15 protein-coding genes and 1 pseudogene are annotated in these 10,242 nt (G+C 71.8%); 8 read left to right on the top strand and 8 right to left on the bottom strand.

The features are described from left to right. The first annotated feature begins 429 nt into the window (after positions 1–429). The 7 genes from ACWJ6R_RS21630 (at position 430) to ACWJ6R_RS21600 (ending at position 3,306) form a co-directional block, all read left to right on the top strand. Positions 430–612, top strand: coding sequence for a hypothetical protein (locus tag ACWJ6R_RS21630; protein WP_449063979.1), 183 nt, complete (start codon positions 430–432; stop codon positions 610–612). A gap of 69 nt (positions 613–681) precedes the next feature. Beyond that, positions 682–936, top strand: a complete 255-nt coding sequence (locus ACWJ6R_RS21625; RefSeq protein ID WP_449063978.1) for a hypothetical protein — start codon at positions 682–684, stop codon at positions 934–936. Positions 937–1,003: 67 nt separating this feature from the next. Next, positions 1,004–1,348, top strand: a complete 345-nt coding sequence (locus ACWJ6R_RS21620; protein WP_449063977.1) for a hypothetical protein — start codon at positions 1,004–1,006, stop codon at positions 1,346–1,348. A 75-nt stretch (positions 1,349–1,423) separates the two neighbouring features. Further along, on the top strand, positions 1,424–1,921 hold the full coding sequence (locus ACWJ6R_RS21615; RefSeq protein ID WP_449063976.1) for a hypothetical protein: 498 nt from the start codon (positions 1,424–1,426) through the stop codon (positions 1,919–1,921). Positions 1,922–2,051: 130 nt separating this feature from the next. Continuing rightward, complete coding sequence (locus ACWJ6R_RS21610) at positions 2,052–2,834, top strand: peptidoglycan recognition protein family protein (RefSeq protein ID WP_449063975.1); 783 nt, start codon at positions 2,052–2,054, stop codon at positions 2,832–2,834. Next, a complete protein-coding gene (locus tag ACWJ6R_RS21605) occupies positions 2,831–3,019 on the top strand; it encodes a hypothetical protein (protein ID WP_196455521.1) in 189 nt (62 codons plus the stop codon). Before ACWJ6R_RS21610 ends, ACWJ6R_RS21605 begins: the two co-directional genes overlap by 4 nt. Next, positions 3,016–3,306, top strand: a complete 291-nt coding sequence (locus ACWJ6R_RS21600; RefSeq protein WP_449063974.1) for a hypothetical protein — start codon at positions 3,016–3,018, stop codon at positions 3,304–3,306. The genes ACWJ6R_RS21605 and ACWJ6R_RS21600 overlap by 4 nt, the downstream gene beginning before the upstream one ends. 71 nt (positions 3,307–3,377) lie before the next feature. Here ACWJ6R_RS21600 and ACWJ6R_RS21595 read toward each other — a convergent pair whose 3' ends face one another. From ACWJ6R_RS21595 to ACWJ6R_RS21560, 8 genes are all read right to left on the bottom strand, one after another. Continuing rightward, positions 3,378–3,986, bottom strand: a complete 609-nt coding sequence (locus ACWJ6R_RS21595; RefSeq protein WP_449063973.1) for a phosphatase PAP2 family protein — start codon at positions 3,984–3,986, stop codon at positions 3,378–3,380. Then, a complete protein-coding gene (locus ACWJ6R_RS21590; RefSeq protein WP_449063972.1) occupies positions 3,983–5,044 on the bottom strand; it encodes an MAB_1171c family putative transporter in 1,062 nt (353 codons plus the stop codon). The genes ACWJ6R_RS21595 and ACWJ6R_RS21590 overlap by 4 nt, the downstream gene beginning before the upstream one ends. After that, positions 5,037–5,567 carry a hypothetical protein gene (locus ACWJ6R_RS21585; protein WP_449063971.1) on the bottom strand — a complete coding sequence of 177 codons (531 nt, stop codon included), beginning with the start codon at positions 5,565–5,567 and terminating at the stop codon, positions 5,037–5,039. The genes ACWJ6R_RS21590 and ACWJ6R_RS21585 overlap by 8 nt, the downstream gene beginning before the upstream one ends. Before the next feature lie 110 nt (positions 5,568–5,677). Then, the gene (locus ACWJ6R_RS21580) at positions 5,678–6,106 is read right to left on the bottom strand and encodes a hypothetical protein (RefSeq protein ID WP_449063970.1); all 429 of its coding nucleotides are present in this window, start codon (positions 6,104–6,106) and stop codon (positions 5,678–5,680) included. 12 nt (positions 6,107–6,118) lie between these two features. Further along, entirely contained in the window at positions 6,119–6,649 is a 531-nt protein-coding gene (locus ACWJ6R_RS21575) for a phosphatase PAP2 family protein (protein ID WP_449063969.1), read from the bottom strand. Between the two features lie 44 nt (positions 6,650–6,693). Next, the gene (locus tag ACWJ6R_RS21570; protein WP_449063968.1) at positions 6,694–7,752 is read right to left on the bottom strand and encodes an MAB_1171c family putative transporter; all 1,059 of its coding nucleotides are present in this window, start codon (positions 7,750–7,752) and stop codon (positions 6,694–6,696) included. Continuing rightward, positions 7,731–8,267 carry a hypothetical protein gene (locus tag ACWJ6R_RS21565; protein ID WP_449063967.1) on the bottom strand — a complete coding sequence of 179 codons (537 nt, stop codon included), beginning with the start codon at positions 8,265–8,267 and terminating at the stop codon, positions 7,731–7,733. Before ACWJ6R_RS21565 ends, ACWJ6R_RS21570 begins: the two co-directional genes overlap by 22 nt. A 49-nt stretch (positions 8,268–8,316) precedes the next feature. Continuing rightward, the gene (locus ACWJ6R_RS21560; RefSeq protein WP_449063966.1) at positions 8,317–8,769 is read right to left on the bottom strand and encodes a hypothetical protein; all 453 of its coding nucleotides are present in this window, start codon (positions 8,767–8,769) and stop codon (positions 8,317–8,319) included. Positions 8,770–8,943: 174 nt separating this feature from the next. Between ACWJ6R_RS21560 and ACWJ6R_RS21555 the strand changes: the two are divergent. Then, positions 8,944–10,242: pseudogene (locus tag ACWJ6R_RS21555) on the top strand (hypothetical protein); the annotation flags it as partial.

The following is a 10,242-nucleotide window of genomic DNA, read 5'->3' as shown; positions in this document are numbered from 1 at the left end:
GGGGGCGGCCCCCACCTCCCCCCCTTCCGACACCCGCTGAAAGGCCCCTGATGAACTTCGTCCCGCACGGCACCGCACTCGAGCACGGCGACGCCGTCGAGACCCGTCTCGTCCTGCGCTTCCTGCCCGCCCTCCACGCCCTCGGCGCGGCCCGCCTCTCTCCCCACACCCCCACCCGCACGCTCCGGTGGCTCACCGAAGACGCCGCCCACGCCCACGCCGACGTCGCCGGCCGCCCTCGCCGCGCACCGCCAGCGGCCCGGCACCCCGGAGCCCGCCGACTACGCAGACGCCGACGCCCTCGCCGAGACCCGCCGCGCACGGGGCTGCACCTGCTACCAGCACAACCCCACCGAGCACACCCCGGTCGGGCACTGCCCCAACCACGCACCCAGAGAGTTCGCTTTCGACACGGCCATACGCGCCATCGTGTGCGTCGAGGCTCACAGCGAGGAGGAGGCCCGCCGGATCCTCGCCGGATTCCGCTCCATGACCGTCGTCTCGCACCAGCCCGGCGTCCACGTCACCAACCCGGCCCTGGCCGAAGACGCGAACCTGGTCAGCGTCTCCCCGCGGCTGGACAAGCCGGAGCGACGCCGCAACCGCACCTGACCCCCGCCAGACCACCCCCCGCCCGGCACCACCGCCGGGCGGGGCGGCCCACCACGAGAGAGAGGCACCATGCCCCGCTACCTGCTCAAGCCCGCCCCCGACCGCGACTTCTACACCGTCTACTCGACCGTCGTCATGGGCACCGTCTTCGAGGGCACCCGCGCCGAGGTCGAGGCGTTCCACACCGACCGCGACGCCCGAGGCGCACTCACCCCGGCCGAAGCCGCCGACCTGCTCGCCCGGGCCGACGCCACCGGGACCAGCGACCCGGACGGCTTCGGAGGCTGGGACGACGAGCTCGCCGTCTTCTGCTACCCCCTCTGAGCCCCCCGCTTCCGCCCCCGGCTCGAGCCGGGGCGGCCCCTCATCACCAACCCCAGGAAGGACCCTCATGCCGATCAACGTCAACGGCACCGCCGCCGACCACGGCCCCCACGTCGAGGCCGCTCTGACCCTGCTCTACCTGCCCGCCCGGCAGTCGCTCGAGAGCGCCGAGCGCCGCGATGCCGACAACCTCGCCACCGTCGAGGAGGTCGAGACCACCGCCCGCAACGCCCTGTCCCTCGCCATCGCGATCCGCAACGGCGACCTCTGCCCGGACATCTCCTACGAGGTCGACGCGGCCGCCGAAGCACTCGCCGCCGCCCGCGAGCGCAGCGGCTGCCTCTGCTACCAGCACAGCCCCACCGAGCGCACCCACATCGGCCACTGCCCCACCCACCCCGCCACCGAGTAGCCCGCCCGGCCGCTCCCCAGCCGCCCGAGCCGGGGAGCGGCTCCTGCCCTACCGACAGCCCCAGGAAGGCCAAGCATGCTCACCAACTCCAGCGACGCCAGCACCGCGACCGAGCGTGACCCCGAGGTCAAGGCCGCGCTCGAGCGCCTCCTGTACGCCCGCGACCTCTTCGACGCCATCCAGCGCAAGCCCCACCTCGTCGGCACCCCCACCCGCAGGCGGATCGCCGAAGACGCCGACAACGCCCGCTTCTGCCTCGCCGCCGCCCTCCACCAGCGGCCCGGCCGCCCGGAGCTCGACGACTACGCCGCCGCCGACGCCCTCACCGCGGCCCGTCTCGCGCAGCGCTCCGCCCCTCGCACCGTCCCGGCCCCGCCGGTCGACCCGACCCCGCCGGCCAGGGACCATGTGCTGATCATCCACGGGACGGCCCTCACCGGGCCGGAAGTCCTCGGCCCCGTCACCGCCGGCGAACTCGAGGACCTGGAAGCCGACGCGACCCGCTTCGGCGCGACCCGCGTGCAGCGCGCCCGGCTCGTCTCCGCCGACGACTACCGGGAACGCCCCTTCTGACCAGGGGCGCGCACCTCGAGGGCGCCACCCCCACGCGAGGGGCGGCGCCCTCTTCCATCTCCGAGGCGACGTTAACGCCGCGAATCGGCATCCTCCCCCGCGACCCATCCGCGAGTCGCACGGGGGAGCGATGAAGAAGATCCAGGCGCGCTGGTACCACCGGGGCCGCATCAAGCCCATCCGGCTCATCGTCATGCACAGCATGGAAGCGCCCGAGAAGCCCACCACCGCCGAGAACGTCGCCAACTGGTTCGCCACCAGCTCGCCGAAGACCAGCACGCACGTGTGCGTCGACAACAACAGCATTGTCCGCTGCGTCGATGACGGCGACACCGCGTGGTGCGCGCCGAACGCCAACGCCGACGGCCTGCACATCGAACTGACCGGCTACGCCCGCCAGTCCCGCGCCGAATGGCTCGACGCGTTCTCCCTGGCCACCCTGCGCAACGCCGCGAAGGTCGCCGCGGCGTGGGTGACCAAGTACAACATCCCGATCCGGCACCTGACCCCGTCCGAGGTCCGCGCCGGCCGGAAGGGCTTCTGCGCGCACGTCGACGTCACCAAGGCCTACCCGGGCACCGGCTCCCACACCGACCCGGGCAAGGGCTTCCCCTGGGATCGGTTCTTCGCGCTCGTCCGCGAGGAGCTCGACGGCAAGCCCGCCAAGCCCGTCGCCTGGTCTCGCCCGCTGGTCTACGTCAAGGGCAAGCCGTACATGAAGGGCGCCGACGTCGAGGCCTGGCAGGCCCGGCTCGACGGGCTGGGCTACGACGTCGACGTGGACGGCCTGTACGGGCCCGGCTCGACCGCGGCCACCAAGAAGTTCCAGGCCGCCGCGGGGCTGCTCGTCACCGGCACCGTGGACAAGACCACGTGGGCCAAGGCCAGCGAGAAGGCGGCCGCGAAGAAGTGAACGCCGAGGAGTGGAAGGCCGGCCGCGGCCGCGCCCGGGTCAACGGCTGGTTCGAGGTCACTCTCGACTGGGGCGGCTCCGAGGCATGCATGCCGCCGGACGAGGCCGACGAGATAGCCGAGGCGCTGAAGGCCGCGGCCCGCGAGGCGCGGGCCCGGTCGGCGGAGAGCGGGCCCGCCCGGTGATCGGCTGGATCATCTACCTCACCGGGGTCGTCGTCGTAGCGCGCAAGGTGATCACGCTCCTCCGGGACGACGGCCTGTACGACCCCGACGACTGGACTGAGGACGCCGCGTTCCGCGCCATCGGGCTGCTGATAGCGATCCCCTGGCCGCTCATCCTGCTCGGCGCGGTCCTCACCGGCCGCCTGCCCAAGAGCCACCACGAACTCCGCGCCGAGTTCGCCGCGCACGAGCGCCGCATCGCCCAGCTCGAACGCGAGCGAGACCGCTGTCCGAGGCCCATGGCCTAACGGTTCCCGGAACGCGACGACGCCCGGCCAGCGGGGAAGTCTGGCCGGGCGTCACCCACATCTCCAGAGGGCTACAGCAGAACGGCCAGCGTCGCCCAGGTGGCGGTCGCGCCGGCCACGGTCCCGGCGGTGACCTGGGCGGGCGTGTGGTCGCGGATCATCACCCGCGACCAGCCGATCGCCGCGACCACCACGGTGCCGGCCACCAGGACGGGCACCGGCGGCAGCACCGCGGTGAGCATCACCACGCTCCCGGCCGCGACCGCCGTGTGGAAGGAGATCTTCCACCAGAACGTGATGGGGCCGACCACGGCCAGCGTGGCGAGCATGATGGCCACGCACGCCACCATCACCCGCGGCGCCCCGAGCACGACCAGGAGCACGAGCGCGAGCACGACCAAGGCGACGATCACGCCGATCAACCAGGGGCGTTGCCTCCGGTCGGTGATGTGCTTATCGCCGAACCGGCCCGAGCGGACCCCAGCCAGGATCACCGCGAGCGGGATGCCGCCGCACAGCCCGGCCGCCAGCAGCGCCCACGCGAGCCCGGACCAGCCGCCGGTGACCGCGCCCACCGCCAGCGGCAGGCCCATGACGAAGTGCGCGGGAGCGAACACCTCGGTGAGCCAGCGGGCCGCCGTCAGCAGCGCCACCCGGTCGCGGACGCCGGTGGCGGTCATTGCGGCCTCGGCAGGGTCACGTAGGCGCGGGCCACCTGAGCCAGCCACGCCGCCTCAGCTTCGATGCTGGTACGGGTGGGCGCGGTCTGCTCGGCCACGTCCACCGCGCCCGCCGGCGCCGCTGACCTCTCGCCGCGGCGGTAGGCGGCGGCCGCGTCCGCCACCCATCGCGCGGCCTGCTGAGCGTCGCTTTCCGACAGCGGGCCGGGCCCGTACGGCGTCAGCGCCACCAGCGCTTCGCGGATCTCCACGGTGTGGCGCACCAGCCGCTCGTCGGCGGTGGCGGCAGCCATGACGCTGTCAGGGAACAGACGGGTCAGCTCAGCGTGCAGCGGCCGCAGCGCTCGCACCGTCAGCCGCAGTTGCAGGCGCCGCCACCCGGTGGCGACCGCCGGGATGCAGGTGCCGAGCGTGCACAGCAGCAGGCAGGCCGCCATGACCCAGCGGGCCTGAGTCAGTTTCAGGAAACCGGGTCCGGCGATCAGCAGGGCGTACAACGTGTAGAGCGGGGAGCCGATGCCGATGAGCATGCCGACGCCCAGGATGCCCATACCGAGTCGGGTGGTGCCGGGGTCACCGGAGCTGTCGCGGCCGAGCGCATACCGCAGGGAGGCGTAGCCGGACACGGCCAGGGCCAGCCCGAGGAAGCCGTCGAACACGCCGAAGTACCAGCCGGCCGCGGCGCTGCCGTCCCAGTCCTCCATCTCGCCGACCTTGTGGTCGGCGGCGTTGTGCGCGATGACCAGCGCCCAGCCGGTAGCAGCGGCCGCGAACCACACGATGCGGGTGTTTCGGCCGGTGACGGCCATGGTGAACGCGGCGATCGAGGCGGCGCCCACGGTGATGGCCACGCGTTTGGCCAGGGGCGTGAACTCCCAGCCGACGAACGCGTTGAACCAGTCGGCGACCGGCGAGAGGGTCAGCGTCCAGCCCACCGCCAAGGACAGGAAGGTCAGCCACAGCGAGCGGGCGGCATTGGAGCTGCGGACGGCCGGCGCCCGCCACACGACGACGGCCCACAGTACGGCCAGCACAAGGTACTGCCGGGCCTCAGCCACGGCCGCCGCCCAGCGGGTGCCCTAGGACGCCTTCGGCGCGGCGCCCGGTGGCTCCCGAAGCCCGGCGTGCTTCGGCGGCCGCCCGGCTCATCACGGCGGTGGCGAACGCCTCGGCCTCCTGCTCTGCCGGTTGGTCGTAGGTCGAGCGGGCCGCGGCCGCGCGGGCGATCACAGCGGGCGGCAGGTGCGGGAAACTCTGCTGCAGCAGGGAGACCACGTTCCCTTCGGAGGTAGCGGACTGGTCGTGACCGGCCACGATGTGCCCCAGCTCGTGAGCGGCGACCTGCGCCTTGAGCGCCGGGATGCGGGCGTAGCCGGCGTCGATGAACAGGTAGTCGATGCCGTCGCCGCCCAGCACCCACAGGCCGCACCAGCCGGAGCGGGTCAGGCCGGTGATGACGTCGAGCTGGATGGTCCGACCGAGCGCGGCGCCGAAGTGGTCGACCAGGGTCTCCGCGGTCACGAGGTGGGGTAGCCCGGTCTGCTTCAAGACCCGGTGAGGATCGAACGTGTCTCGCTCCACGCACCAGCCTCTTTCAGATACAAAGATGACAATGTCTCATGTTCGGGAAATGATCATGTCAGCGTATAGCAGCCGCCCTTCTCCCGAGCCGCCGCGTACGGGGCGCCTGGCTACGGTTGCTCGGGCGGCGCCTGGGCGGCCTGCAGCGCCTGCGCCAGCGCCTCGATCGCCAGCCGCGGATTGCCGCCGACTGCGCACCCCCGGAAGTTCAGGTGCTTGATCTGAGCGTCGCGCAGCACCCGGAGGACCCCCGAGGCGCGCAGCTCGGCGAAGTCGGCGAGTTCACGCCGGATCTGCTCCCCGGCGGGGGAGTCGGCGAACACGTCGGCGCCGAAGCCGAAGAACGCCGCGATGGCCGCCACGGTGGCCTCGTCGGGCCGCGGCCGGACGCCGTCCAGAAGGCCCTGCAGCGTCGCCGCGTCCACCCCGATGCCGACGGCCGCCAACCCCGCCTGGACCTCCTCGACGGCGTACTCTCGGCCGTCAGGGTGGGGGACCGCCTGCCACAGCTGGCGCAGCCATACGCTGAACGTCGGCATCTGCCCGGCTCCCTAACTGAAGACCGCGAGGATGAGCAGCGGTGTCCCGGCTCCCTGCGCCAGGCCGACCACCACCTGCGCGGGAGTGTGCTCGCCGAGCTGGACGCGCGACCAGGCGGTCGCCACCGCAGCGGCGACCGCTGCGGGCACCGCCCAGGGCCCGAAGAGGTAGACCATCCACACGGCGAAGCCGGCGGCGATTGAGGAGTGCCAGGACACGTCCCAGGACCGCGCCACGGGGATCTTGGAGACGAGGCCGGCCAGCATCGACGCCACGACGCACATCAGCACGAGCGGCGCACCCGCTGCGGCGAACGCCACCAGGCAGGCGATGAGGACGGCGGCCGCGATGGCCAGCGGCAGGACCTTCTTGCGGTTGCCGTCGCGCACGTCCATCACCGTGAACACGGCTAGCGGCACCCCGGTGCACACCACGGTCGCGGCCAGTCCCCACAGCAGCCCGGCCCGGCCTTCTTCGACCAGACCCACGAGGGGGAGCAGCGGCGGCAGCAGCAGCCGCGGGTTGAACACCGCCGAGATCATTGCTGCGATGCGGTGAGACCGGCTCGGCACGCGCGTACCCGGGGTCAGTGTCCCACCGCCTCGGCCTGCCCGTAGGCGCGGGAAACGGCCGCGAGCCACTTCGCTTCGTCCATGAACTTCTTCCGGGCCGCGACGGTGGCCACGGCCAGCGTGCCCCGCTCGGCCTGCTTCCCGGCGGCGTGGTTGGCCACGGCGGTCGTGAACCACCGCGCGGCGGCGACCGGGTCGGACTCCGGCGCGGGGGCCGGGTGGTAGGCGGCCAGAGCCGTCTGGGCGTCGCGGATCTCCACCACGCGCCGGATCAGTTGCTCCTGGTCGCCGGGCATCGGCAGGACCCGCTCGGGGAACAGCTCGGCCGCCGCGGTGTGCAGCGGCGTCAGGTCGGCCAGGAGCCGGCGGGTGCGCCGGGAGTGCATGGCGGCGCCGGTCTCCATCACCATCGAGCCGACCACGCAGGCGAGCAGCATCAGTGCCTGGACACCGCGGAACTGCTGGTCGACGTAGACGCCGGGCCCGGCCACCAGCAGACACCACAGGATGTAGAGAGCGACCGGGAAGCACGCGATGGTGCCGGTGCCGAGGATGCCCATGCCGATGCGGATGTCCTTGCGGGCGCCGTGATCGGTGATGGCGTGCAGGAGCGCGACCCCGCCGGCGATGGCGTAGGTCATGGCCAGGAACGCCTCGTAGGTGACGAAGTAGATACGGCCGGCCATGGAACCGTCCCAATCGGCGATCGCTCCCACCGTGTGACCGGAGGCGACGTGCGCGCCCACCATCACGGCGAGCGTGCCCAGCGCTGAAGGCCATACCCAGCGGGTGGAACGCTGCGCGATACCGAAGAACAAGGCGGACACGGCCGCGGCGGACAAGATGGCCACCGTCCGCTTCACACCGGAGATCAGCGGCCACCCCGCCCACGCGTCCACCTGGTCGAACCACGGCTCGAGAGCGGTGGGGGACGTCAGCGTCCACGTCAGGGTGATGCCCACGTACATGAGCCAGCGCTGACGGTGGATACCTGGGCTGGATAGTGTCCTGGCCCGCCATACGACGACAAGCCACATCAGCACCATCAAGATCAGGTGGGAGCGTTCGGACATGAGGGGGGAGCCTCCTTAGGGGTGATGAACGTCCGCTCGGCAGCGCGTCCAAAGGGGGTGCTGGACTGGAGGCTGGCGCGCGCCATCACGAGGGTGGCGAAACGTTCCGCCTCCTGCTCGGCTTGGAGTTCGTAGGTGGTGCGGGCCATGACGGCCCGGACGATCACATGCGGTGGCAGCGTCGGGAAGCGCTCCTTCAGCATGGCGATGAGCCCGGCCTCAGCGGTGACGCCCTGGTCGTGCCCGGCGACGATATGGCCGAGCTCGTGCGCGACGATGTGCGTCTCGAAGGTGGGTACGGCGGCGGCGGCCTGGTCAACGAAGATGTAGTCGACCAGGTCCTCGCCGCGGATCCATAAGCCGCACCAGCCCATGGAGGCGGAGAGGCCGGGCAGGGTCGAGAGGCGGATGTCGCGTCCCAGCGCGTGGGCGTAGTGGTCGATCAGGGTGTGAGCGGTGAGTCGGCGAGGCAGGCCGATCTTTTGCAAGGTCGCGGACAGGTCGAACTTGGGCATGCAGGCACACCTTGATCAAAGAGCGCAATGCCGCGCAACGGTACGGCGGTCAGGGGCCGGGCTGGCGCGGGGGGCGGGTATCGGGGAGGCCCGCCCCCCTGCGCATTGCCTCGACGACGGCCTGGAGCGTGTCGAGGTCAGCCTCCGGTAGCCCGGCGGCCGTGCGCGCGAAGGCGGCGATCTTGCCTTCCCTCATGAGGTCGAGCAGCCCCGACTCCTTCATCGCCCGTAGCTCGCTCAGCTCTTGCCGTATCCGCGCGCCGGCGGGGGAGTCGGCGAAGACGGTGGCGTCATCGAAGCCGAAGAACTTCGCCAGAGCCTCCTTCAGCTCCGGAGACGGGTTGGGTCTCTTCCCGGTGCGCAGCATCGACAGGTACCCGGCCGAGACGTCCGTGCCCGCCTCGCTCAGGGCGTCGGCCACTTCTTGCAGGGTGTACGGCTTACCGTCCTCGCGGGGGACCTGCTCCCAGATCCGGTTGAGCCGGTCTGCAAACGTGGGCACTCTGCTGCCTTCCAGGTCGATACAGGGTGGATCGGTGGAGACGTTACTCCCCGGGTGGTCCGTGACGCGATCCGAGTTGACATATCGTATCGTTTCCGGACACAGTAATCCCCAGAATTTAACTAAATCCCTTTGACCTGGGACGAAATGCACAGACTAGTTAACAACTGGTGAATGGACCTGGGGTTCGGCCTGTGCCACACGACCAGTTCGGCCCCCAGCCTCAGCGACACCACGCCTCGGAGACCCGCGTTGCAACTGGACGATGACGGCCGGAGACTGTTCCTTGAGCTCTCCGCCGACCTGTACGAGCAAGCCGTCGAGCGCGCAGCCGGTGACGATGCTCAGCGCAACGAGGGTCTGGCCTTCTGGCAGGTCATCCGGAACGCGATGGACGCCGAGGTCGCCGAGCACAACAAGCGCATGGCCGTCTACCGGCGGCTCGAGGACCTGGCCGTCACCCGCATGGCCAAGGTGCAGGGCATGCCGTACGACCGCATCGGTGCCCGCGCCGGCAAGTCCCGCACGTGGGCGCACCAGCACACGCTGCCGCCGGACCTGCTGGCGAGCATCCTCGGTCTGTACGCGCAGGCTGAAGCCGAGCACCGCGACGCCTACTTGGACGTGCCCGCGGTCGAGCCCCCCAGCGGGGAGGCCCACGGGAAGGTCATCGGTGTGATCCCCCGGCAGGCGCCCACCGGGCGGTCGGCGGACGCGGCTCGCCTGTCGATCCTGTACCGGCGGCTGCGGTCCTGGCTGGTCGGCGCGGCCGCCGCCATGGCCCCGGCCGGGCTGGCGGTCAAGGCCGCCGTCGGCAACTACAGCACGGCGGTGGAGACCGCGCTGATGAGTCACGGCGCGCTCATGCCGGGCGGCGCGCTGTCGGTGGGCACCAGCATGGGCGTGAGCACGAGCGTGGGCACGCAGGCGTCCGGGCCGGTCGCCGGGGCCGTCAGCAAACTGGTCACCTCCACCCTGATCGGCGTGCAGGCCACGGCGGGCGTGTCGATGCCTGCCGCGATCACCGTCGCCGCGACGGTGGGCGTCGCGAGCTCACCGGTCGTCGCCGCGGTGGAGAAGACGGTGGAGGAGACGGTGGCGCGGCCGCTGGCTGCGGCCCTCGGCTTGGAGGGCGACGGCCCGGCCGGTGGCCAGTCCTCAGGGGGAGGGAAGGATCTGCTGGCGTTGCCGGCGGCGCCGCCGGTGGAGACGCCGCCCGGGGCCGCTCTCCCGTCCCCGCCTGCTTGGGACACCTCCTCGCCGCCGTCGCTGGCGGCGTCGCCGTCGCCGACGTCGACGCCGACCTCGACTCCGCGTGTTGAGACGTCAGCGGCCCAGAACCCGGCCTCGGCGGATCCGGCGCACCCGGTCACGCCCGGGCCGAGCACGCCCGGGCCGAGCACGAAGCCGCCTGCCCCGTCGCCGTCCGCATCGAAGCCGCTTCCTCAGACGCCGGCCCCGGTCCCGGCACCG

This window comes from Planomonospora algeriensis (assembly GCF_977012225.1).
Note: the sequence above shows the minus strand (reverse complement) of the source record. Positions and strands in the feature narration are given on the sequence as shown.

Coding starts and splice junctions, on each gene's coding strand:
- ACWJ6R_RS21620 (WP_449063977.1), top strand. CDS start 1,004: ATGCCGATCAACGTCAACGGCACCGCCGCCGACCACGGCCCCCACGTC.
- ACWJ6R_RS21575 (WP_449063969.1), bottom strand. CDS start 6,649: ATGATCTCGGCGGTGTTCAACCCGCGGCTGCTGCTGCCGCCGCTGCTC.
- ACWJ6R_RS21570 (WP_449063968.1), bottom strand. CDS start 7,752: ATGTCCGAACGCTCCCACCTGATCTTGATGGTGCTGATGTGGCTTGTC.
- ACWJ6R_RS21610 (WP_449063975.1), top strand. CDS start 2,052: ATGAAGAAGATCCAGGCGCGCTGGTACCACCGGGGCCGCATCAAGCCC.
- ACWJ6R_RS21565 (WP_449063967.1), bottom strand. CDS start 8,267: ATGCCCAAGTTCGACCTGTCCGCGACCTTGCAAAAGATCGGCCTGCCT.
- ACWJ6R_RS21595 (WP_449063973.1), bottom strand. CDS start 3,986: ATGACCGCCACCGGCGTCCGCGACCGGGTGGCGCTGCTGACGGCGGCC.
- ACWJ6R_RS21580 (WP_449063970.1), bottom strand. CDS start 6,106: ATGCCGACGTTCAGCGTATGGCTGCGCCAGCTGTGGCAGGCGGTCCCC.
- ACWJ6R_RS21625 (WP_449063978.1), top strand. CDS start 682: ATGCCCCGCTACCTGCTCAAGCCCGCCCCCGACCGCGACTTCTACACC.
- ACWJ6R_RS21615 (WP_449063976.1), top strand. CDS start 1,424: ATGCTCACCAACTCCAGCGACGCCAGCACCGCGACCGAGCGTGACCCC.